The organism is Sphingomonas faeni, from assembly GCF_030817315.1.
Taxonomy (GTDB): Bacteria; Pseudomonadota; Alphaproteobacteria; order Sphingomonadales; family Sphingomonadaceae; genus Sphingomonas; species Sphingomonas faeni_C.
Genome location: NZ_JAUSZF010000001.1, coordinates 2197629 through 2220797 on the forward strand (window position 1 = coordinate 2197629; position 23169 = coordinate 2220797).

The 23169-nt window shown below is 67.3% G+C and carries 19 protein-coding genes, 1 tRNA gene, 1 pseudogene and 1 riboswitch; of the genes and pseudogenes, 9 read left to right on the forward strand and 12 right to left on the reverse strand.

Features of this window, described 5'->3' with window-relative positions:
• Positions 1-27 precede the first annotated feature (27 nt).
• The 7 genes from QFZ54_RS10185 to QFZ54_RS10215 all read right to left on the reverse strand — a co-directional run bounded on the left by QFZ54_RS10185 (position 28) and on the right by QFZ54_RS10215 (position 8935).
• On the reverse strand, positions 28-1053 hold the full coding sequence (locus QFZ54_RS10185) for an alanine racemase (RefSeq protein ID WP_307089377.1): 1026 nt from the start codon (positions 1051-1053) through the stop codon (positions 28-30).
• 48 nt (positions 1054-1101) lie between these two features.
• A complete protein-coding gene (locus QFZ54_RS10190) occupies positions 1102-1881 on the reverse strand; it encodes an ABC transporter ATP-binding protein (RefSeq protein WP_307086894.1) in 780 nt (259 codons plus the stop codon).
• A complete protein-coding gene (locus tag QFZ54_RS10195) occupies positions 1872-2840 on the reverse strand; it encodes a FecCD family ABC transporter permease (protein WP_307086896.1) in 969 nt (322 codons plus the stop codon). The genes QFZ54_RS10190 and QFZ54_RS10195 overlap by 10 nt, the downstream gene beginning before the upstream one ends.
• Before the next feature lie 184 nt (positions 2841-3024).
• Positions 3025-3825, reverse strand: a complete 801-nt coding sequence (locus QFZ54_RS10200; RefSeq protein WP_307086897.1) for an ABC transporter substrate-binding protein — start codon at positions 3823-3825, stop codon at positions 3025-3027.
• Complete coding sequence (locus QFZ54_RS10205) at positions 3822-5720, reverse strand: TonB-dependent receptor plug domain-containing protein (RefSeq protein WP_307086898.1); 1899 nt, start codon at positions 5718-5720, stop codon at positions 3822-3824. Before QFZ54_RS10205 ends, QFZ54_RS10200 begins: the two co-directional genes overlap by 4 nt.
• A gap of 115 nt (positions 5721-5835) precedes the next feature.
• Positions 5836-6035: riboswitch (cobalamin riboswitch) on the reverse strand.
• A gap of 323 nt (positions 6036-6358) precedes the next feature.
• Complete coding sequence (locus QFZ54_RS10210) at positions 6359-8422, reverse strand: TonB-dependent receptor (RefSeq protein ID WP_307086899.1); 2064 nt, start codon at positions 8420-8422, stop codon at positions 6359-6361.
• 48 nt (positions 8423-8470) lie between these two features.
• Complete coding sequence (locus tag QFZ54_RS10215; RefSeq protein ID WP_307089379.1) at positions 8471-8935, reverse strand: DUF4126 family protein; 465 nt, start codon at positions 8933-8935, stop codon at positions 8471-8473.
• 73 nt (positions 8936-9008) lie between these two features.
• Between QFZ54_RS10215 and QFZ54_RS20600 the strand changes: the two are divergent.
• From QFZ54_RS20600 to QFZ54_RS10230, 3 genes and pseudogenes are all read left to right on the forward strand, one after another.
• A pseudogene (locus QFZ54_RS20600) lies at positions 9009-9133 on the forward strand (3-oxoacyl-ACP reductase); the annotation flags it as partial.
• A 19-nt stretch (positions 9134-9152) separates the two neighbouring features.
• Positions 9153-9602 (forward strand): peptide-methionine (R)-S-oxide reductase MsrB, encoded by a 450-nt coding sequence (gene msrB / locus QFZ54_RS10225; protein ID WP_307086900.1) that lies wholly within the window; start codon positions 9153-9155, stop codon positions 9600-9602.
• A 280-nt stretch (positions 9603-9882) separates the two neighbouring features.
• The gene (locus tag QFZ54_RS10230; RefSeq protein ID WP_307086901.1) at positions 9883-11922 is read left to right on the forward strand and encodes an L-dopachrome tautomerase-related protein; all 2040 of its coding nucleotides are present in this window, start codon (positions 9883-9885) and stop codon (positions 11920-11922) included.
• 90 nt (positions 11923-12012) lie between these two features.
• Here QFZ54_RS10230 and QFZ54_RS10235 read toward each other — a convergent pair.
• Positions 12013-12087, reverse strand: a tRNA-Val gene (locus QFZ54_RS10235).
• Between the two features lie 44 nt (positions 12088-12131).
• A complete protein-coding gene (gene cpdR, locus QFZ54_RS10240) occupies positions 12132-12509 on the reverse strand; it encodes a cell cycle two-component system response regulator CpdR (RefSeq protein WP_307086902.1) in 378 nt (125 codons plus the stop codon).
• A 110-nt stretch (positions 12510-12619) separates the two neighbouring features.
• Between cpdR and QFZ54_RS10245 the strand changes: the two genes are divergently transcribed.
• Positions 12620-13465, forward strand: coding sequence for an N-formylglutamate amidohydrolase (locus QFZ54_RS10245; protein ID WP_307086903.1), 846 nt, complete (start codon positions 12620-12622; stop codon positions 13463-13465).
• 10 nt (positions 13466-13475) lie between these two features.
• On the opposite strand, the gene QFZ54_RS10250 is transcribed toward QFZ54_RS10245, so the two are convergent.
• The 3 genes from QFZ54_RS10250 to QFZ54_RS10260 form a co-directional block, all read right to left on the reverse strand.
• A complete protein-coding gene (locus QFZ54_RS10250; RefSeq protein ID WP_307086904.1) occupies positions 13476-16658 on the reverse strand; it encodes a TRCF domain-containing protein in 3183 nt (1060 codons plus the stop codon).
• A gap of 85 nt (positions 16659-16743) precedes the next feature.
• Positions 16744-17685, reverse strand: a complete 942-nt coding sequence (locus QFZ54_RS10255; RefSeq protein WP_307086905.1) for a Gfo/Idh/MocA family protein — start codon at positions 17683-17685, stop codon at positions 16744-16746.
• 78 nt (positions 17686-17763) lie between these two features.
• The gene (locus tag QFZ54_RS10260) at positions 17764-18477 is read right to left on the reverse strand and encodes a FadR/GntR family transcriptional regulator (protein ID WP_307086906.1); all 714 of its coding nucleotides are present in this window, start codon (positions 18475-18477) and stop codon (positions 17764-17766) included.
• Between the two features lie 131 nt (positions 18478-18608).
• Here QFZ54_RS10260 and QFZ54_RS10265 point away from each other — a divergent pair, with 131 nt between their 5' ends.
• The 5 genes from QFZ54_RS10265 to QFZ54_RS10285 are packed head-to-tail and all read left to right on the forward strand — an operon-like array spanning position 18609 to position 23150.
• The gene (locus QFZ54_RS10265) at positions 18609-19478 is read left to right on the forward strand and encodes a 2-dehydro-3-deoxygalactonokinase (protein ID WP_373458499.1); all 870 of its coding nucleotides are present in this window, start codon (positions 18609-18611) and stop codon (positions 19476-19478) included.
• On the forward strand, positions 19475-20110 hold the full coding sequence (locus tag QFZ54_RS10270; RefSeq protein ID WP_307086908.1) for a 2-dehydro-3-deoxy-6-phosphogalactonate aldolase: 636 nt from the start codon (positions 19475-19477) through the stop codon (positions 20108-20110). The genes QFZ54_RS10265 and QFZ54_RS10270 overlap by 4 nt, the downstream gene beginning before the upstream one ends.
• Before the next feature lie 54 nt (positions 20111-20164).
• On the forward strand, positions 20165-21286 hold the full coding sequence (locus QFZ54_RS10275) for an 8-amino-7-oxononanoate synthase (protein WP_307086909.1): 1122 nt from the start codon (positions 20165-20167) through the stop codon (positions 21284-21286).
• Positions 21283-21900 carry a dethiobiotin synthase gene (gene bioD, locus QFZ54_RS10280; protein WP_307086910.1) on the forward strand — a complete coding sequence of 206 codons (618 nt, stop codon included), beginning with the start codon at positions 21283-21285 and terminating at the stop codon, positions 21898-21900. The genes QFZ54_RS10275 and bioD overlap by 4 nt, the downstream gene beginning before the upstream one ends.
• Positions 21897-23150 carry an adenosylmethionine--8-amino-7-oxononanoate transaminase gene (locus QFZ54_RS10285; RefSeq protein ID WP_307086911.1) on the forward strand — a complete coding sequence of 418 codons (1254 nt, stop codon included), beginning with the start codon at positions 21897-21899 and terminating at the stop codon, positions 23148-23150. The genes bioD and QFZ54_RS10285 overlap by 4 nt, the downstream gene beginning before the upstream one ends.
• Positions 23151-23169: the final 19 nt, after the last annotated feature.

Sequence of the window (23169 nt, forward strand, 5' to 3'; positions counted from 1 at the left end):
TGCCTGTCAGGCGGCCCCTTTTTTTGTTCAAGCCCAATGACGATCGAAACGCGCACCGAGACCTGTCAACAATTCATACTGCGATCGCCCCGACTGATCGGCCGCGACGACCAATGCATAATCAAGCCCGATCCAATCACCCTCTCGCAGACCGGGGATGGAATCGACGTCGATCACCAGAAGGTCCATCGACACACGACCCAGCACCGGCAAGTCGATGTCCCCCGTACGGGCAACACCCCGTCCAGAAAATGATCGGCCATATCCGTCGGCATAGCCCAGGTTGATTATCGCGACTTGGGTGCGTCGGGGTGCAGTCCAGGTCGCGTTGTAGCCTACAGTCGCACCCGCAGTGACACTGCGAACTTGGAGTATCTGCGCTTCGGGCCAGACGACCTGTCGGATCGTATCGCTAAACTCACCTCGCGGGACCCCGCCATAAAGCGCCAGCCCAGGCCGCGTCAGGTCGAACGCATAGCCCTGGAGGGCGATGCCGGCGGAGTTGGCGAGACTCATCCGCTTCGCCGACGTGCGGCCCGCCATCGCGGCGAACCGGTCGCGCTGAACCCCGTTCATCGGCACATCCTCGTCGGCGCAAGCCAAATGGCTCATCAGCGTTTCGATTTCGAGCCCGTCGAGCAGGCCTGCTGCGATGTCGTCCGCCGATACGCCGAGGCGGTTCATCCCGGTGTCGACCATCACGTCGCACGGGCCGCCGCCTGCGGCTTTCCAGCGCGCGACCTGGGTGGGGGTATTGAGGACCGGCCGAGCGAAACCGACAACGGCGGCGGCCATGTCCTCTTCGCGAACGCCGTGGAGGACGGACACCGTCAGGCCCAGCGGCGCGAGTTCGGCGGCTTCCTGCCAGTTGGAGACGAAGAAGTCGCGGCAGCCGGCGTCGGCGAGCCGCCGTGCAACCTCGATCGCGCCCAGGCCGTAGCCGTTCGCCTTTACCGCGGCGCCGCACGCCGCGGTGCCGCTCATGCGGTCGAGTGTCCGCCAGTTATGGACCAGGGCGTCGCCGTCTAGGCGCAGGCGGAGCGGGGCGGGAATGTCGATCACCGGCGCGGGATAGTGCCCCCGGCGGGGCACGTCGACCGTCTATGCCGCGTAGATGCGTCCGACTGGCACGAGCAGGCGGCGATCGCCATCGTCGAGGGGCGCGACGCGGACGTCGAACACGCGGGCAATCATGTCCGCCGTCATCACCTCGGCGACCGGACCGAACGCGACGACGCGCCCGTCGGCGATCAGCAGCGCATCGTCGGCCGCGCGCTGTGCCTGGACGAGGTCGTGCAACACGATCGCTACCCCTGCCCCACCCAGCGCATAGCCGCGCAAGCGGGCGAGCAGGTCGATCTGGTGCGACGGGTCGAGGCTGGCCAGCGGTTCGTCCGCCAGCAACCAGCGCGGTTCGCCCGCCAGCACGCGCGCCAGCAGCACACGCGCACGTTCGCCACCGGAGAGTTCTCCGACCGGGCGATCGGCGAGATGAGACGTCTCCGTGTCGTGCATCGCGCGGTCGACGGCGGCGCGGTCTTCGGGCGACGGGGCGGCATGTGCGCCGAGGTGCGGCAGGCGGCCCAGCGCGACGACATCGCCGGCGACGATGTTCCAGTGGACCGTCGCGTCCTGCGGTAGATAACCGATCGCTCTGGCGCGGGCGCGCGCATCCATCGTCGCCAGGTCCTGCGTGTCGAGCCGGACGCTGCCGGTGCTGCGGTCAACGAGCGCGGCGGCGGCCTTGACGAGCGTGCTCTTGCCGGCACCGTTGGGGCCGAGGATCGCGGTTACGCGGCCCGGGCGGAGATGCGCGGATACGTCATCGAGGACGGTCCGCTTGCCGAGCTTCACGCTCAGCGCGTCGATGATCAGATCCATGCGCGACCTCGTTCCCTGACAAGCAACCCGAGGAAGAACGGCGCGCCGATCATCGCCATCGCGACACCGAGCCGGACTTCGCCAGCGCCGGGCGCGAGCCGGACGAGGCTGTCGGCCGCCAGCACCAGCGCCGCACCACCGAGTGCGGAGGGCAACAACAATGCGCTCGGGCGGTGGCCGAAGATCGGTCGCAGCAGATGCGGCACGACGAGACCGACGAAGCCGATCACGCCGGTCACCGCGACGCCTGCACCGACGACGAGCCCTGTGCCCAGCACCACCAACAACCGGACGCGCCCCATCCGTATGCCGAGCGACCGCGCCGCGGCCTCACCCAGTGCCAGCGCATCGAGCGATCGACCGGTGAGCAACAGCAACACCGCGCCGACCACCATCGGCGGCAGCGCGAGCGTCACGTCGTCCCAGCCGCGATCGGTCAGCGCGCCCATGATCCAGTCGATCACCTCCGCGACCGCATAGGGGTTCGGCGCGATCGAGATCAGGAACGCGGTCATCGCGCCGGCGAGACTCGACAGCACCGTGCCCGCGAGGATGAAGGTGATCGCGCTCGGCGACCGCCATGTCAGCGCGGCGAGCAACGCGACCGCGCCGCCTGCACCCAGCATCGCGGCTGCGAAGATCGCGGGGCCGGAGCCCAACCCGAACACGATCGCCGCAACCGCTGCTAGCGCTGCGACCGACGACACACCGACGACTGCGGGGTCGGCTAGCGGGTTGCGGAGATAGCCCTGCAACACCGCCCCCGAGAGGCCAAGCGCCGCGCCGAGCGCGAGCCCCAGCACCGCACGCGGCAGGCGCAGTTCGAGGATGATCCACCAGCGCGGGTCGCTCGAGAACCAGGCGTCGAGCGGTACCCAGACTTTCCCGCAGCCGAGCGAGAGGCCGAATAGGAGGATCACCAGCAGGCCGAGGGTGACGAGTTTGACCGTGCGGGTCATCCCAACATCTCCTTACCTGCGTGCGCTCTACGCATAGCCACTTCCCCGGCGAAGGCCGGGGCCCAGATGGGAGACGATCGTGACTGCGGACAGCGCTCCATTACTCCAGCCTTGCCAACTGGGCCCCGGCCTTCGCCGGGGAGGAGCACGGATGGTGAACCGTTCGCAATTTCAAACGCTCGCATCACAGCCCCGCCCTTATCGCGGCAAGGCGTTCGAGAGCATGCGGGATCGTAGGCCCGCCGCAATTGATCAGGACGCGCGGAAAAACGGCTTGCGGCGTGGTCGGCAGCAGACGGCGGCGCAGCGCGGTACCGCGGCCGACGCGTTCGGGAGCGATCACGACGGCGGGCGGCTGAGTCACGATCGTCTCGGCAGACAACGTGCCGGTATGCGTCAGGCCATAGCTCGCGGCGGCATTACGGAAGCCGACGCGGGTCATCATCTCGTTCAGCAACGTGCTTCCCCCGGTCGCAAGATCGCCGCTGATGTAGAGCAGAGCGTTCGGCGAGGGTCCATTCGTGCGGCTCCAGCGCGTCACTGCACGATCGATCTCGGCATTGATCCGCGCGCCGCCCATCGGTGCGCCGGCAGCTTCCGAGATCTGGGTAACCTGCGCCTGGCTCTCGGCGATCGAGTCCGGGATGCCCACCAGAAGCGTCTTCAGACCGGCCCGCGCATACGCCGCCTGGGTCGCGGGCGGGGTGTAGGTGCTGGCGATGACCAGATCGGGGTGCAGCGCGATCACTTCCTCCGCAGTCCCGGCGATCCCGCGAAACCGCCGCGCGACGGCGATCGGGATCGAGGTCGCGGATGGGTCTTGCGAATAATGGCTGATCGCAGCGATTTGCGCGGGCGGCAGGATACGGATCAGCACCGCGTCCACGCACGGATTGGTCGAGACGATCCCCCCGCCGCCGCCCGATATGGGGGACTGTGCGCAGCCCCCGAGCAGGAGCGCGAGTAGGATCGCCCCGTGCCTCACTTCAGGCGCAACCGCACGCCGCCATAGGCCGCGCGGCCGTAATTGCCGTAGCCCGCGATCGTCTCGTACCGCGTGTCGGTCAGGTTATCGACGCGGCCATAGACCGCGAACCGCTCGCAGATCGGCAGTTCCGCACGCACGCCGGCCAGTGCATAGCCGTCGAGGCGCGTGGTGTTGCCGACGTCGTCGAAGCTGTCGCCGACCACCGTCACGGTGCCACCGACCGACAGGCCGAACGCGAACCGGTAATCGGCATTGACGCTCGCGGTCTGCTTGGGACGGCGCGCGAGGTCATTGCCGAAATCGTCGCCGACCGAGCGGTTCTCAGTGTCGATATAGCTGTAGTTCGCGGTCAGCGTCAGCGCATCGACCGGGCGCAGCGCGAGGGTGAATTCGACGCCGTCCGCTTCGGCACGCGCGACGTTGTCGTAGACGCCGAACGGACGGTTGGCGCAGATCGAACCGGGCGTCGTCAGCTCGCTCGGGCTGCAATCCCGGAAGTCGATCTGGTTGCGCGTGCGGCGATTGAAATAGGTAACGCCGACGCGGGCACGATTACCGAGAAACGCCTGTTCGACGCCGATATCGAAGTTGCGCGCGGTCTCCGGATCGAGGTCGCGATTCCCGTAGTCGGAGAAGAGCTGGTACAAGGTCGGTGCCTTGAAGCCTTCGCCGTAGCTTGCCCGGACGGTGGTGCCGGTGCGCAATGCCAGCGCGGCGTTCGCGCCGAACGTGGTGTGGCTGCCGAAATCGTCGTGATCGTCGTTGCGGACGCCGCCGGTGATCGTAAGGACGTCGAGCGGCTTGACGATCAGCTGGCCATACACGCTGGTGATCCCGGTATCCGCGAAGGTGAAGCCGTCGTTGAAGCGGCTGTCTTCGCGCTCGACGCCTGCAACGACGCGCACCTGGTCGAGTGGCCGGAAGTCACCCTGATATTCATAGCGCTCGCTACGGCCGCGACCGATGAACGACGGATCGTTACCAAAGCTCGGGTCGTAATTGTCGCGGTTGATATCGGCGATCGTGAACGCCACGCGGTTGTTGAACCGACCATCGGCGAGGTTCGCGTGCAGCCCGGCATAACCGTACGCCTCGCGCGTTTTCGAATATTCGGGGGTGTCGGCGAACACGTAATCGGGTGCCGGGAATCCGTCGATCGCAACACGGCTGTCCGCGAAATAGCCACGCAGGTCGAGGCCGATGCCCGGCGCGAACTCGACGCCGACCCGCCCGGTAGCGCCATATTGGCGATAGCCGTCGCGCTCGGTGCCGCTAGTCGCCGACGAGATGCCGTCGGTGCGCAAATATCCGCCGGTCAGCGATCCGGACACAGGACCCGACTTGCCCGACACGCCGGCGCTCGCGAACACGCTGTCGGCATAGCCGTATTCGGCGTTGGCGCGCGCCTGCACGCCTTCGGTCGGCGCGGCGGTGATGATGTTGACGACGCCGCCGATCGCCTGGCTGCCCCACGGCACCGAGTTCGGCCCGCGCAACACCTCGATCCGCTCGACCGAGCTCGACAGCAAATTGCCGAAGTTGAAGCCACCGCCGGTCGACGACGGATCGTTGACGCGGACGCCATCGATCACGACCAAGGTCTGGTCCGCCTCGGCGCCGCGGATGCGGACGCTGGTAAGCGCGCCGACCGTGCCGTTGCGGGTCACCGTGACGCCGGGCGTGGTCGCGAGCAGGTCGGATAGCACGGTGGTCTGCCGACGCTCGATTTCGGCACGGTCGATGACCGTTACCGCCTGGCCGATTTCGCTTAGCGGTTGCGCGGCGCGGGTCGCGGTGACGACGACTTCGGGGGCGTCGCTATCGGGACTAGTCTGGGAATGAGCAGGCGCTGCAATCGCCGCGGCGCTCAGCAGAAGGAAGAATTTCGTCATGGGGCACGTCCTGGCAGAACCGCCCGCGACCATTCGCGGGAGCGGCAGACGTCTCTCGCTCGAGGAAACCCGGCTGGACCGGAGCACTCGTCCGCGCCGGACACCCGCCCGCGCAGTGGATCGACCGTGAGAGGCAGGTCTCCTGGCTTCCGGGTCACCGCGCCCACCCCGCCTTCCCAGGTCGAAACCCAGTGGCATATCGGGGTGGCCGCTATCCGGTCACAGTTGCGGGTACAGCGCCGGTCTTGCGGACATATCCGCGCACCGACTTCCCTTTTGATCCCGTCGCCGGGAACCCTTCACGGTGGTGGCATTAGTCGCAGCGTATGCACGGGTCAACGCGGAGCCTACTCATCCTCCCCCGCCTGAGGGCGGGTAGCGCTGGGTCAGCAGGTTCACGGTCCATCGCACCACCCCGGCGAAGGCCGGGGCCCAATTGGGAGACGTCGATAGCGGAGCACGGTGGCTCGTTATTGCCACCTTTCCAATTGGGCCCCGGCCTTCGCCGGGGTGGTGGCGTGTTGGTCGGGACGTCGCTTTCCCTTCCTTATTCTCCCGCGAAGGCGGGAGCCCAGTCTGGGTCCCCGCCTTCGCGGGGAAACACGCTGCCTTCGTTTTATTGGCGGGGCGAGTTGAATTTACCGAAGCCCGTAGCGCAACCCTACCCAGATCGTCCGCGGCGTCGCGCGCTCGACGATGTTCGCGCCGCTGATGCCCGCCTCGACACGCTCGTTCAGGAAATTCTCCGCCCGGAACTCCGCAACCAGCGACCGCATGATCGGCAAAGCCGCATACGCATCCAGCGTGGTCGCCGGATCGAGCACCCGCGTATTCTGGTCGTCGTCGAACTGCTGTCCGATATGCCGCACCGTCAGCGACACCGCCGCCGCATCGCGCCGCCAGTCGACCGTTCCCGACACCTGATCGCGCGGCGTCTGCGCCGGTCGCAAGCCATCCAACGCGGCGGTGATCCCAGACCCTTCGACCGTCGAGTTCGTATGCGACCACGACGCCTGCATGCCGACCGGACCGGGCCGATATGACGCATCCAGCTCGAACCCATGCGCGCGGATCGCATCAAGGTTCTGGCGAACGCGGTAGGTTGCTACCCCCGGCAACACCTGTACCGGATTGGTCGTCGTGACGTTCGCCACGGCATCCTTCAGCCGGTTGTAGAAATACGTCGCGGCGATGCTCACCCCCGGCGCAGGCGTCAGCGTGACCCCGCCCTCGACGCCGGTCAGCCGCTCCGGCGACAGCAGCGCATTCGCCGCGGTCGCGTCGTTGCCGACCCGGAACGGCCGATACAGCTCATTGAGCGTCGGCAACCGCCACCCGCGATACCCGGCAACCCGCAGCGTAATCGCCTCGACCGGCTGGTACGCCACGCCCGCCCGGCCGGTGGTCTCGCTGCCGTCTCGATCCGCATACCGAAGATCGGTCAACGCAGCGCCGCCCACGAGCGGCCGTTCGGACAGATAGCCGCCATCGATCGACCACCAATCGACCCGTCCGCCAAGACTGAACGTGAAGTCGCCCGCCACCAGGCTCCCATCCGCGAACACGCCCGTCGTCGTCGTGCTCCCCCCAGCCTCGCGCCGCCGCGTCGGCGCCGCGTTGACGAAGGTATAAAGCTCCTGCGTCTTGCCGCTGACATCGCGAACATCCGCCCCGAGGCGAAGCGTAATGCTCTCGCCCAGCGGCGGCAGGACCTCGATCCGCCCGCCGAGCCCGGTCGCCGGCGTATTATATTGGTCGAGCGACTGGATCGCGGTCGTCCGCGCGGCATTGATGCTGTTGAAGCTGCTCGCGAACGCCCGCGTCTGCAGATACGCCAGCGCTGAATACCCCCAGCGCCCGCGCCCGATCAGCCGGACGCTCGCATCCGCCCCCTCACTCTTATTGTCGGTGAAGTCGCTCCCCCGGTCGCGCCGATCGGTGAACGCACTCGCATTCATCTGCAGTTCGGTCTTCGCGTCGATACCGACCACCGTCCGTAGCGCCCCCGACGCCTGCTCATATGGCGCCGGACGATCGACGATCCCGCGGCTCTCATCGACCGTCGGGGTGAAGCCATCTCCTCGCGCGTAAGCTCCGGACAAGGTCGCAAACCCCGAGCCCCGCACCAGCGCCGCAGAGCCCTGCGCATCGACCGAATCGCGGCTGCCATACGCAACGCTGCCCTGGAACGGTGCCGCCTGATCCGGCGCCGCACTTTCCAGCTCGACAGACCCGGCCAGCGCACCCGGCCCCTGATACCCGCTCCCGCCGCCACGCGTCACACGGATGCGCCCGAGCCGCCCCGTCGCATACGCCGGAAACGCGACCCACCCTCCGAACGGATCCGCCTGCGGTACACCGTCGAAGATCAGCAGCGCCCGGCTCGACGCATTGCCGCCGATCCCGCGCAGCGAAATTCCCTGGCTGGTCGGGTTGGCACTGCGCGAGTCCGAGCGCCGGAATTGCTGGAGCCCCGCGACGTCGGCCAGCACGCTCTCCAGCCGGTTGCTTGCGTTCGCCTGGATCCGATCGCGGTCGATCGTGACGATGTCGTAGGCGCGATCACCGGGCGCATCGGCAAGTCCGCGCCCGGTAACGACGATGTCAGCCGATTGGTCGGCAGGCGTCGCGGTCGTCTGCGCGACGGCGCTACCAGACGAAATCAACACGAAGGCGAGCGTAGAGAGTGAGATACGTATCATCGCCGCGGCATGGCAGCTTTTCCGCTCGCCCGGAATACGCCTCCGACGTCAGGCAGCCCCAAGTTTCGCGGCGTTTCGCGCAATTGCCGCCGCGCCCGCGAGAACCGCCACATCCTCGACGAACCCGGTCGGCGTCTGGCCGTATTTCGACATTGCCGCCATCCGCGCACGCCAGCCGGGATAGGACGCCGCCACCGCGGTCAATCCGCCGACCGCCGCACCCAACCATCGCTGCCGCCGCGGGACGAGCGATGCGCCCGCGATCGCCGAGGTTACGAACCGCGCCGCAAGACCGATCGCGACGATCCGGTCGGGCGCCGTCTTCTGCTTGTCCCCCGCCATCTCGCCGATCGCGAGCGCCAGCGCGCCCGCTGCGACGACGGGATGCGACAGCAGCTTTGGCGCGCCATTGTCGGCGGGCAGTTCGTCGCGAGCGGCGGCGATGGCGACTGCGGCGAGCGGCGTCATCGCACGTTGGCCGCCGACGAGGCCCATCAGGAAGGATGCGAGCATGATGATCTCCGAGAACAGGTTTGAGCGCATCAACGCGCGCCGTGCCATCCAAGGTCCGCCAAAGGCACTTCACGCACGGCCTGAGGACATCGCCGACGCCACCGCGTTTTGGCTGGTGCCGACGCGCACTATATAACCGGGGTCAACCTGCCGGTCGACGGCGGCCCCTCCGCCTCGAACGGCCAACCGGCGCTCTCCCGAGCGCGAGAGGATCACCATGACCGACTACAAGAAGACCGACGAGGCGATCGTCAAGCTCACCCCCGAGCAGTTCCACGTCACGCAGCAGAGCGGCACCGAGCGGCCGGGCACCGGCGAATATCTCAACACGCGCGAGCCCGGTCTGTACGTCGACATCGTCTCGGGCGAGCCGCTGTTCGCGTCCGCCGACAAGTTCGATTCGCATTGCGGCTGGCCCAGCTTCACCAAGCCGATCATGCCCGAGCACGTCGCCGAACTCCACGATCGCAGCCACGGCATGGTCCGCACCGAGATCCGTTCGGCAGGCGCCGACAGCCATCTCGGCCACGTGTTCGAGGATGGCCCGCAGGACAAGGGCGGCTTGCGCTATTGCATCAACTCGGCGTCGCTGCGGTTCGTCCCGCGTGCCGAGATGGAAGCCAACGGGTACGCCGCTTACCTGCCACAGGTAGACGCGGCGGGCTGATTGACCGCGCGACGGTGTGCCACACAGGTACACCGTCACGGCTAAAATGCGCTCCATTCAGCGCCCAGCGGCGAGCTTCGCACCCAACGTCGTGACCTACCCGAACACCGCGTGGTCGTGCAGATCAGGTTCCGGCCTATCAATCTTATCGCCTGAACGTCGTTGCGGATCACTGGCCTAGCCGCCGGAACAGCAGCCTCCCGAGACTGTTTCGACAGCAGGACTGTTCGTGTCGGCCCGTCCACTGCGCGTCCGACGCCGCGATCCGACGAGGACCATCATGCCGATCCAGAAAACCGACGATCTCGAACTCGCCTACGCCGATACCGGGCCGCGCGACGGCCAGCCGATACTGCTGATCCACGGCTGGCCAGACGACGCGTCGACCTGGGACGAGGTCACTCCCGCGCTTAACGCCGCCGGATTACGGACGATCGTCCCGACCTTGCGCGGCTTTGGCGAAACGCGGTTCGTGGGCGACGCGCCGTGTACGGGCAACAGTGCGATCCTGGCGATGGACATGATCGCGCTGATGGATGGGCTCGGGATCGAGACGTTCATGATCGCCGGGCACGACTGGGGCTCGAACACCGCGGAGGCGATCGCGGTCGGCTGGCCTGACCGCGTCGAGCGGATGGCGATGCTCGCCACCCCGCCCCGTCTCGGCGGCATGCCGACGCCGCCGTTCGACCAGGCACAGCGCCAATGGTATCACTGGTTCATGGCCACCGCGCGCGGTGCGCAGGCCGTGCGCGACGACCACAAGGGCTTCGCGCACATCCACTGGGTCAATTGGTCGCCCCCCGGCTGGTTCGACGAAGCAACCTTCGCCCGTGTCGCACGCTCGTTCGAGAACCCCGACTGGGCGGACGTCACGCTGCACAGCTACCGCGCACGCTGGAACGAAGCCGAACCCGATCCGCGCAGCCAGTGGCTCGAAGACAAGGTGAAGGCGACCCAAACGCTCTCCCTACCGACGATGTATTTCCAGGGCGCGGTCGACGGCGTGAACCCGCCATCGGCAAGCACGGCGGTATCAGCCAAGTTCACCGGTCCGTTCGCGTTCGTGACGCTCAACGGCGTCGGCCACTTCATCCAGCGCGAAGCCCCCGACGCGGTCGCGCGCCATCTCATCCAGCTATTCACCGGCAATCCTGCCGACCTGTCCGACACCATCGACCGGAGCCTTACTATGTCCAAGACCAAGCCCTTACTCGCCAGCGCTGCCGCGATCGCCGTCCTCGCCGCCGCGGCGATCGGTGTCGCCAGCGCGCAGACTGCGGCGCAGACCAGCGGCCTTCCACTCACCCAGGTCGCGCAGTTCGATCATCAGGTGACCGGCGTCGCAGTAACGGCCGATGGCCGCCGCTTCGTCAATTTCCCGCGCTGGACCGACGACGCGCCGATCTCGGTCGCCGAAGTGATGAAGGATGGCTCGCTCAAACCCTATCCGGACGCCAAGTGGAACAGCTGGCGCAACGCCAAGTCCGCGGAAATGCCGGTCGGCGATTACTTCGTCTGCGTGCAGTCGATCGTCCCCGACGGCCATGGCAACCTGTGGGTGCTCGATCCCGGCGCTCCCGGTAACGAGAAGATCCTCGAAGGCGCACCCAAGCTGGTCAAGGTCGACCTCGCCACCAACCGCGTGACCAAGGTCATCAAGGTGCCGCTCGACGTCGCACTGCAGGGCACCTACCTCAACGACATCCGCTTCTCGCCCGACGGCAAGACCGGCTACATCACCGATTCCGGGACACGCGGCGCGATCATCGTCATCGATCTCGAAACCGGAAAGGGCTTCCGCGCGCTCGACGGCCATGGCTCGACGCAAGTCGACAAGGCCGTGAAGGTGATGACCGACGGCAAGCCGCTCGTCCGCCCCGATGGTCGTCAGCCCGCGTTCGCCGCGGACGGCATCGCGATCTCCAACGACGGCAAGACGCTGTATTACCAGGCGCTCACCGGCAAGACGCTCTACTCGATCGACACCGCCCTGCTGCGCGACGGCGTCAGCGAGGCGACGCGTGCGGCGGGCGTGAAGACGGTCGCGGAAACGCACGTCGCCGACGGCCTGTGGATGAGCAAGGCGGGCACGCTGTACCTGACCTCGCCGACGAACAACGGCATCACCCGGCTGGTCGGCGATCATGTCGAGCCGGTGCTGACCGACGCCCGCCTGCGCTGGCCCGACACCTTCTCGGAAGGTCCCGACGGCCGCATCTACGTGACCGCCAGCCACATCCAGGACACCAACTGGTTCAAGCCGGGTGCACCGGCCTCGATCCAGACCCAGCTATTCTCGTTCGCTCCGGTACAGTGAGGGCCTAACCTGCGGGTTCCCCGGGCAACCCCGCTTGCGCTCCAGGCAAATAAAAACCCCGCTAGCCCGTGGGACTAGCGGGGTTTTCAATGGTGGGCGTGGCAAGGATTGAACTTGCGACCCCTGCGATGTCAACACAGTGCTCTACCACTGAGCTACACGCCCGCCGGAGGGCTCCACTAGCCGCGGTCTTCGCGGCGTGCAAGCCCTCAATGCACGCCCGTCACATTATCCGTCTCGAACAGCCGGTCGACCTCGGCGACCAGGTCGCGCAGGTGGAACGGCTTGGACAGAACGCGCGCCTGCGGCATCGCCCGTCCGGCCTTCAACGTGACCGCTGCAAAGCCCGTAATGAACATCACGCGCAGGTCCGCACACATCTCGCCGGCCTTCTGCGCGAGCTCGATGCCGTCCATCTCGGGCATGACGATATCGGTCAGCAACAGGTCGAACGTCTGGGTTTCAAGCAACGGAATCGCCGCCGTCCCCCGATCGACCGCGGTCACGGCATAGCCCGAGCGTTCGAGCGCGCGGGTCAGATACTCGCGCATGACCTGATCGTCCTCGGCCAGCAGAATTCGCAACATCGATCTAAAGTCCCGTTTTTACACGTACATTCTGCGGCTGCCCTAACCTGAAAGTGGTTAACATATCCAGGTCGATTGCCCGCGCCCGGTGCTGGCCCTAGCGTGGTGGCATGCAGTCTTCTTCCTTCGAGCGTCTGGGCGCAATGCCGCCCGTCAGCCCGGTGGTGGTGTCCGTCCCGCACGCGGGTCGGGACTATCCGCTCGCCCTCAAGACGGCGTTGCGTGTGCCGCTCGCCGGGCTGCTCCCGCTCGAGGACCGGCTCGTCGACGCGGTGGCACGGGCGGCACGGACCGACCAGACGACCATCGTCCAGACCCGCGCGCGCGCCTGGATCGATCTCAACCGCCGCGAGGACGAGCGCGACCCACTGCTCGACGAGGGCGCACCGTCGATGCCGCTCGCCCAGCAATCCGCCAAGCTGCGCAGCGGGCTCGGCCTCGTCCCGCGCCGGGCATCGGGTTCAGGCGATCTCTGGGCGCGCCGGTTCACCGATGCCGACGTCACCGCGCGCATCGCCAACGATCACCGCCCTTACCATTCCGCCCTCGCATCGGCGTTGAAGGCCGCGCACGACCGATTCGGCGTCGCGGTGCTGCTCGACGTGCATTCGATGCCGCCGCTCGGGCCGGGTGGATCGCGAATCGTGATCGGTGACCGGTTCGGCCATTCCGCAGAGCCACGCTTCGTCGCGCGGATCGAAGCGGAATGTACCGCACGCGGCTTCTCGACCGCGATCAACGCACCCTATGCAGGCGGGCATATCCTCGAACGCCATGCGCGGCCCGTCGACAACATTCACGCGGTGCAGTTCGAACTTGATCGCACGCTCTATCTCGATCGCAAGCTCCACGCGCCCGGCGCAGGCTTCGCGCGCGTCGTCGACCTGGTGCGGTCGATACTGGCGGCGCTCACCGACGAGGCCTTGTCCGCCCCGCTGGCCGCCGCCGCCGAGTAACCGGACGCGTCTAGCCGATCAGCGCATCCAGCAATTCTTCGATCCGTCCTGCCCGCGCGATCGGGTCAGCGATGCTTTCTGCGGCGATCCAGCGCCCGTTCTTCTCGACCAGATCGTCGAGCGGTTTCGCCGCGGTGCGGTCGTGCGGCGTAAGCGCGATCGCCGCGGGACCGGCGTCGATCCGGCGAATACCAGCCTCGCGCGCCATCATGCGGATACGCGCGACCTGCAACAGTCGCAGCGCGGCATCGGGTGCCTTGCCGAACCGGTCGTCGAGCTCCGCCTCGAACAGGTCGAGCGCCGAGACGTCCTCCAGCCGCGCAAGCCGTCCATATAGCGACATCCGCACCTCCATCTCGGGGATCCACGCCTCGGGAAGGCTGCCGCCCAATTCCAGGTGCAGTTCGGGAATCCAGTCGTCGATTGGCAAACCGCCCTCTCGGTCGATCCTCGCCAGCCGCAACGCGCGACCGAACAGATGCTGGTACAGGTCGATCCCGATCAGCTTCATGTGACCGGCCTGCGCTTCGCCGACCAGATCGCCCGCGCCACGCAGATCGAGATCGCGCGCACTGATCGCGAACCCGGCACCGAGCCGGTCGAATGCCTGAAGCGTCCGCAGCCGCTTCAATGTCGCCTCCGCGATCGTCGCCTCGCCATCGGTCAACAGCATTACCTGCCCGCGCCGCCCGCTACGGCCGACCCGCCCTCGCAACTGGTGCAGTTGCGACAAACCGAACCGGTCCGCGTGATGCACGATCATCGTGTTCGCGCGGGGCACGTCGAGTCCGGCCTCGATGATGTTGGTCGCGAGCAGCACGTCTCCGTCACCAGCCGCGAACGCGACCATCGCCTCGTCGATGTCCCCTGCCAGCATTTTCCCATGCGCCTGCACGACGCCGAGCTCGGGCACGAGCTTGGCAAGCTTCTCGGCCAGCGGCGCCATGTCGTCGATCCGCGGCACCACGACGAAACTCTGTCCGCCCCGCGCTCGCTCGCGACGCAATGCAGCGCGCACTATCGCATCGTCGAACCGTGCCACCGAGGTACGGATCGGCTGGCGACGCGCCGGCGGGGTGGCGATCACCGACAAGCCCTGCAACCCGATCATCGCGGATTGCAGCGTGCGCGGGATCGGCGTCGCGCTCAGCGTCAGGACGTGCCCCGCCCCGAGCGCATGCATCTTCGCCTTGTCCGCCGCGCCGAACCTTTGCTCTTCATCGATCACGACAAGCGCGAGATCCTTGTATTCGACACCCTTGCCGGCGATCGCCCCCGTGCCGATCACGACCCCGATCGAGCCATCCGCAAGACCCGCCCGAACCCGCGCCTTCTCTGCGGTACTCGACAGCCGCGACAACCCGGCGACGACTACCCCCGTCCCCTCGAACCGCCTCGTAAACGTCTCGATATGCTGGCGAACCAGCACCGTCGTTGGCGCGGCGATCGAGACCTGTCGCCCGGCCAGCGCGACCGCAGCCGCGGCACGCAACGCGACCTCCGTCTTGCCATAGCCGACGTCTCCGATGATCAGCCGGTCCATCGGCTTACCGCTCGCGAGATCGGCCAGCGTCGTCGTGATCGCGCGTGCCTGGTCGGGCGTCTCGGTAAACGCGAACCCGGCGGCGAACGTCTCGTAGCGGGCCCGATCGGGCACGATCGGATCGGTCGTCCGGGCATCGCGCTCTGCCGCGATCGCCGCCAGATCTCGTGCGCTCTCGGCGATTGCGGCATCGATCGCACCCCGCCGCTTCTGCCAAGACGCGCCGTCGAGTGAATCGAGCGTGACCGCGTCGATCTCCGCGCCGTATCGCCAGATCCGGTCGGCCTCGCGCACGGGGACGAGGCGGCGGCCTTCCTTCGCATATTCAAGTATGATCGCGTCGCCGTCGGTGCCCGGCAGCATCTCCAGCCCGCGGACGACGCCGATCCCGAACTCCTCGTGCACGATCACGTCGCCGCACCGCAACTCACTGGTCAGTCCCGGCAACCTGCCGGCGCCGCCACCGGCGGTTTCGTCCCCACGCGCCCTTCCGCCGAGCAGGTCCGCGCTAGCGACGATGTCGGTACCGCTCGCAACGAACCCGCGGTCGATGGGTGCCACCAGCAGCATTGCCGTGCCCGGCTTGGCGGATGCAACGTCCGCCCAACGATCGACCTGCACGAAATTAATCTTAGCCGCGCGCTCTAGCCTTGGCTGGAGGAACCGCAGATCGCGCGGCGAACCGACCACCAACAGACGTCCATCGGCGAGCGCACTCTTTGCGAACCGCGCAAATGCCCGCGCCGGATCGCGCCGCTCGATAAACCGTGGCGGCACGTCGGCGGCAACGTCGAACGTTACCGTTTCACGACCCGCAGTCTCAGTAGCCCAGGGCTTGTCCAGGACCAGGTCGACAGCGGCACGACGCCGGGGCAGCCCATCCGACGCGATGTGGAGGAAGCGACTACGCCGCTTCCCCGCGTCCCGGTCGAACGCGATCGCAGCGTCCGGCAGATGCGCCAGGATCGACACGCCCTTTTCGACGACCGGCTCCGTGGCTCGTCCGATCTCCACGACCTCGACGTCGCCCAAGCCTAGCTGCGACACCGGATCGTAATCGCGCAGGCCCGTAATGTGGCCATCGGCGAACTCGATCCGCACCGGAGTTTCGCGATCGGCCGGGAAGACGTCGATCACCCCGCCGCGCACCGCGATCTCGCCGGGTTCGTCGATCCGGTCGTCGGTCATATAGCCGACCTCTTCGGCGATCGCGGCAAACGCGTCGATATCGATCGGATCGCCGACCTTCAGCCGTGGTGGAGCAACGTCGAACATCTGTGGCGGCGGATATCGTACAGCAGTCGCTTCGGCGGTCGTGACGACCAGGATCGGTGCCGCGCGACTCTCCAACCCCGCGCGCAGCCGTCGCAACGCAGCAACCCGACGTCCGACGTTAGCCGGCGATGCCGGGGCATCGTCGCCCGGCAGAGCGTCGCTCGACGGCACGTGGACGACGAGCGCATCGGGCGCGAACGCCGCCGCGATCGTCGCGATCTCTGTCGCACGCTGATCGTCGGCAGCGACGTAGACGAGGTTCCCGTCGGACAACCGCTCGACGATCGCAGCCGCCAGTGGTGGAGCTGCGGCAGCGGTCGCCGCTGCCGCCGGCGCAATATTCTCGTTTTCGACCTGCCGACTGACCTGAAGCACCGATAGACATCCTTCTTTCGAGGATGAACGTGGTCCCGGCCAGACGCGTTCCGGCGATCCTATCTTCGATCAGCTAAATCGGATTTCACCATTCGAAGGCTGGAACGATCGTCCGCCGCCCGACCAGGAACGCGTCCGCCACCAGCCGCAGCGGAGTCACATCCACGTCGCTGGACCGCGAACCGACCAGATCCGCGAACTTGGCGTAGAGTCCTGGATATTCGGCATCCGTCGCCTCGGTGACCTTGCCGTCGATGTCCAGCACCGCCCCGCCCATGCTCAGCTTGAGCGTACCGCCGTCGGTCTCGACGACGATGTCCCACTGCTGCGGGCCTTCGTGGAGGAAGTCGAACGCCGCCGTGACCGGAATGTCGCCGCAGGTGAGATCGATATCGGCGGCCAGCGGCGACATGCGACCTTCCGGCACATGCAGGTCGGCATTGTTCACGACCCAATCGCCGGGAAGGATCTCGGTCGCGATCGACAGCGCGTTGATGCCGGGATCGAACACGCCGAACCCACCGGCTTCCAGGATCCAGTCCTGCCCGGGGTGCCAGCGGCGAATGTCCTCGCGCCACGCGATCGCGACGCGCTGGACCTTGCGATCGGCAAGCCACGCCCGCGCCGGTGCGACGCCGGCCGCCTCACGCGAATGCCAGGTCGCGAACAGCGAACGGCCCGCGGCAACCGCATGCGCCTCGATCCGCGCCACCTCGGACAGCGTTGCGGCCGGCGGCTTCTCCATCATCACGTCCAGCCCGGCATCGAGCGCCGTCATCGCGATCGCGGACCGCCCCACCGGCGGCGTGCAGAGTGACACCGCGTCCAGCTCATGCCCGGCCGCAAGGAGTTCGGCGATGTCGTGATAATTGTCGACGCCGTCGACCACCGCATTGCGACTGACCGCCGCGACCAGTTCGAAGCGCGGATCGTTCGCGATCGCCGGCAGATGCTGGTCGCGCGCGATCTTGCCAACGCCGACGATCGCCAGCCGGATCGGCTTTGCGGACATTGCCTCGGTCGCCATTCGAAATCCTCTCAGTTATCGTATTAGAACAGGGGTGGCGTGCACGCTTCCGCTCGGTCCGCCATCACGTGACAGGGCTTACTCGTCGCCGATCAGCGTCAGCACATCGCCGATGATCCGCGTCATAGCGATCCGCGCCCCGGCAGGATCACGTGCGATGATCGCGTCCGCCACCGCGGCGTGATCGGGGATATTTGCGGAACGGCCCTTGATCCGGTTGGTGAAGCGGATCGACGTCCGCAGCGCAGTCGACACCACCGACTGGAACTGCGCGTAGAACGGATTCTTCGACGCGCGCAGGATCGCCATGTGAAACGCGATGTCGGCTTCGAGCGGATCGGTCGTTCCCGCCTCACCCGCCTCCATCTGTGCCAGTCCGTTGCGGATCGCCGCCTCGTCGGCGGCATCGCCGAACCGCGCCGCCAATGCCGCGGCCTCCGGCTCGATCGCGACCCGCAATTGATTGAAGTGTCGCAACAACTCGACCGAGAACTTGCGTTCCAGCGTCCAGCGCAGCACGTCGGTATCGAACAGGTTCCACGAGCTTGCCGGTTGCACCACGGTGCCCTGCCGCGGGCGTGCGCTGACCAGCCCCTTGGCCGTCAGCATCTTGACCGCCTCGCGCGTCACCGACCGGCTGACGCCGTGGGTCTTGGCGATTTCCGCCTCGGTCGGGAATGGACGCGTCTCGTACCGTCCGGTGACGATGGCACGTCCCAGCGTATCGAGCATGCCGTGAGTCAGGTTGCGCCCCGTCGCACCGACGACGGGAAGACTGTCAGTATCTGTCATGTCGATATTCATCGCCGCAGGTTCTGGCGCAACGGAACCACGCTGTCACGTGCCTTCAAGGCCGTATTGCCAATCCTTCATGGCAGCTCCCGCGATTTGTCGTATAATCACGCTGTGATGGGGTCGAGGTGATGACGATGAATGCTTTTATCGCGGTCGACTGGGGCACCAGCAACCGCCGCGCGTTCCGGATCGAGGAGAGCGTCGTGGTTGCGTCCGAGCGGGACGATCGCGGCGCCGCTACCGTCGGCGCGGGCGAGTACGAGGCGGAAGTAGCCGGCATCCGTGATCGGCTGGGCGACCTGCCGATGTTGCTTGCCGGGATGGTCGGATCGAACATCGGCTGGCGCAGCGTACCCTATGTCGCCGCCCCCGCCGGACTTCCGGACATCGCCGCCGCGGTCGACCGGATCGACGACCGAACCGCAATCGTGCCCGGCCTGTCGTACCGAGACGGGCTGCACGCCGACGTGATGCGCGGCGAGGAAGTTCAGCTGCTCGGCGCAGTCGCCGCCGAACTCGTCCCGGCCGACGCACTGCTCTGTCAGCCCGGCACGCATTGCAAATGGGCAACCGTCCAGCGTGGCCGGATCGAACGGTTCACCACCGCGATGACCGGCGAACTCTTCGCGCTGCTCCGCGCGCACGGCGTCCTGTCGCGGCAACTCGGCCATCCGGTCGAGCCGGGCGCAGCCTTTCTCGAGGGCGTCGCGGAAGGCGCAAAGCGCGATCTCGCCGCCAGCCTGTTCGTGATCCGCGCGCGCGGCGTGCTCGGACTTGTCGACGACGCGCACGCAGCCTCGTTCGCGAGTGGGCTGCTGATCGGTGCCGATACCGCCGCGCGGATCGAGGCCGGCACGACCGTCCACATCCTCGCCGATCCCGCACTCGGGGCGCTATACGCCAGCGCGATCGATGCGCTCGGCGGGACCTCGCACCATATCGACAGCCAAGCCGCGTTCGTGGCCGGCATCACCCGCATCCAGGATCTTGCAGCATGACCACACATCGCCAGGCGTTCGACGACGCTTTCGTAAAATGCCCGCTGATCGCGATCCTGCGCGGCGTGAAGCCGGATGAGGTCGAGGCGATCGGCGATGCGCTGGTCGAGGCGGGCTTCACGATCCTCGAAGTGCCGATGAACTCGCCCGATCCGCTCGACAGCATCGCGCGACTGGCGCGCCGGTTCGAGGGCCGCGCGGTCGTCGGTGCGGGCACGGTGTTGCACATCGAAGACGTCGAGGCGGTCGGCGCTGCGGGCGGCACGCTGATCATCGCCCCGAACGCAAACGTGCGCGTGATCGCTGCGGCAGCGGACAAGGGCTATGTCGCGCTCCCCGGCATCGCCACGCCTACCGAGGCATTCGCGGCACTCGACGCAGGCGCCGCCGCATTGAAGCTGTTCCCCGCCGAAGCCGCCAGCCCCGCGGTGCTGAAGGCGATGCGCGCGATCCTCCCCAGGGACACACGCGTGCTGCCGGTCGGCGGGATCGTGCCGGCGCTGATGGCGGACTGGCGCAAGGCCGGCGCGGCAGGCTTCGGCCTAGGCTCCGCCCTGTTCGCACCCGGCATGACGGCAGCGGACGTCGGTGCACGGGCGCGCAGGTTCATCGAGACGTGGAACGCGGGGTAACGGCGCGATCCACGCGCTATCGTCTTCGCGACCCGTAACGTTTAGGGCGGCGCGATGATGTTCGCCGACCAGGAACGAGACCTCGCCAAACTGACCGCTGCCGACCGGTACCGATCGCTCCGCCCGCGCCAAGGCGTGGACTTCGCCTCGAACGACTATCTCGGACTCGCAGGATCGGAGCGGCTGCGGGCGGCAATGACCGATGCGTTGCAGCGCGGCGTGCCCGTCGGATCGGGCGGGTCGCGGTTGCTGCGCGGCAATGCGCCCCAGCACGAGACGCTGGAAGCAGAGGCCGCGCGGTTCTTCGGGACCGAGGCGGCGCTGTTCTTCGCCAGCGGCTATGTCGCCAACACGATCCTGTTCGCGACCCTGCCCCAGCGCGGCGACCTGATCGTCCACGACGCGCTGATCCACGCGAGCGCGCACGAAGGCATGCGTCTCACGCGAGCAACCTTCGCTGCCGCGGCGCATAACGATGCCGACGCGTTCGAGGACGTGATCGTCGCGTGGCGCGCATCGGGCGGCACGGGCCGCGTGTGGATCGCGGTCGAGAGCCTCTACAGCATGGACGGCGACCAGGCCCCGCTCGCGGCGCTCGCCGAGATCGCCGACCGGCACGACGCCGTTCTCCTGATCGACGAGGCGCACGCGACCGGCGTGTTCGGCACCGACGGCCGCGGCCTCGCCGATGGACTCGACGGTCGCGAAAACGTCATCACCCTGCGCACCTGTGGCAAGGCACTGGGATGCGAAGGCGCGCTGTTGTGCGGACCGATGGTCATGCGCGACTTCATCGTCAATCGCGGGCGCGGGTTCATCTTCTCGACCGCGCCGTCGCCGCTCATGGCGCTGGCTGTCGGCGAGGCGCTGCGCATCGTCGCGGACGAACCGACGCGGCGGGAGAGGCTCTGGACGTCGATCGCCACGGCGGAACGCGTGTTCGCACCATACGGCGTCGCGGCAACCGGGTCTCAGATCCTGCCGCTCGTCCTCGGCGATGCCGCACGGACGATGCGTGTGGCAGGCGCGATCCAGGCGGCGGGGTTCGACGTGCGCGGGATACGGCCACCGACCGTACCTGAGGGTGGGTCGCGGCTGCGGATATCGCTGACGCTCAACGCGACCGTCGCGGATATCGAAGCTCTGGGAGCGGTCATGGGAGAAGCGCTGCAATGACGATCGTCGTCACCGGAACGGACACCGATATCGGCAAGACCGTCTTCGCCGCCGGACTCACCGCGGCACTCGGCGCGCGCTACTGGAAGCCGGTGCAAGCCGGACTCGCGGACGGTAGCGACGCGGCGTCGGTCGTCACGCTCGGCGTGCCCGCGGACCACGTCCTGCCCGAAGCGTACCGGCTGACGACCCCGTGTTCGCCGCATCTCGCCGCCGAGATCGACGGGGTCACGATCGATCCCGACCTGCTCGCGCTACCGCAGGTCGATGGCCCGCTGGTCGTCGAGGGCGCTGGCGGCGTGATGGTGCCGGTCACGCGCGAGCTGATCTTCGCCGACCTGTTCGCACGGTGGGGCAAGCCGGTCGTGCTCGTCGCCCGCACCGGCCTCGGCACGATCAACCACAGCCTGCTCTCGATCGAGGCATTGCGCAGCCGCGGCGTACCGATCCTCGGCATCGCCTTCGTCGGCGACGCGGTCGAAGATAGCGAGGCGACGATCGCGACGATCGGCAAGGTCCGTCGGCTCGGCCGCATGCCCCGCCTAGCCCCGTTGAACGCCGCAACCTTGTCCGAGGCGTTCGCCGCGAACTTCGATCTGGAGGCGTTCCGGTGAGCGACTCCCCCGTCTGGCATCCCTTCACGCAGCACGGCCTGCGCGAGCCGATCCCGCTCGTCACGCATGCCGACGGCGCCGCGCTCTACACGTCGGACGGCCGACGGATCGTCGATGCGATCTCGTCCTGGTGGGTCACCACGCATGGTCACGCCAACCCCAGGATCATGGCGGCGATCGCCGAACAGGCGGGCAAGCTCGACCAGATCATTTTCGCCGGCTGGACGCATCAGCCCGCCGAAGACCTCGCACGGGCCCTGACCGCGATCATGCCGCCGGACCTTACGCGAGTCTTCTTCTCGGACTCTGGCTCGACCAGCGTCGAGTGCGCGCTGAAGATGGCGCTCGGCTATTGGCTCGACCGCGGCGAGGATCGCCACCGCATTCTCGTGCTCGAACACGGCTATCACGGCGATACGATCGGCGCGATGTCGGTCGGCGCACGCGGCGTCTACAACCGCGCCTATGCCCCGTTGCTGTTCGACGTCGGCACGATCCCCTTTCCCGCCGCCGGCCACGAGCAGACGACGCTCGACGCACTGGAGCAGGCCTGCGCCGCGCACCCCGCCGCGTTCATCGTCGAGCCGTTGCTGCTCGGTGCGGGCGGGATGCACATCTATTCCGCGCATATCCTCGCCGAGATGCGACGGATCTGCGCAGCGCACGACGTCCTGTTCATCGCCGATGAGGTGATGACCGGCTGGGGCCGCACCGGCACCTTGCTCGCCTGCGAACAGGCGGGCGTCGTGCCCGACATCCTGTGCTTGTCAAAGGGCCTGACCGGCGGCGCGGTTCCACTCGCGGTGACGATGGCGACCGAGGCGATCTACCAGGCGCATTACGGCACCGACCGTGCGCGGATGTTCTTCCACTCGTCGAGCTACACCGCCAACCCGATCGCCTGCGCCGCCGCCAATGCGAACCTAGCTATCTGGCGCGAGGAGCCGGTGCGCGAGCGGATCGCAGATCTCACCGCTCGGCAGGCGTCGCAGCTGGAGGCACTCGCCCGGCACCCCCGCATCGCCAACGCGCGCCAGATCGGCACCATCACCGCGGTCGAGCTGCGCGGCGAGGACGGCTATTTATCGCAGATCGGCCCGCGCCTGCTCGCCTTCTTCCGGGACCGCGACCTGCTGCTCCGCCCACTCGGCAACACCGTGTACGTCATGCCGCCTTATTGCATCGACGACGCCGATCTCGACCAAATCTACGCTGCGATCGCCGAAGCCTGCGATGCAGTCGGACACTGATCCAGACGTTCTTGCTGCA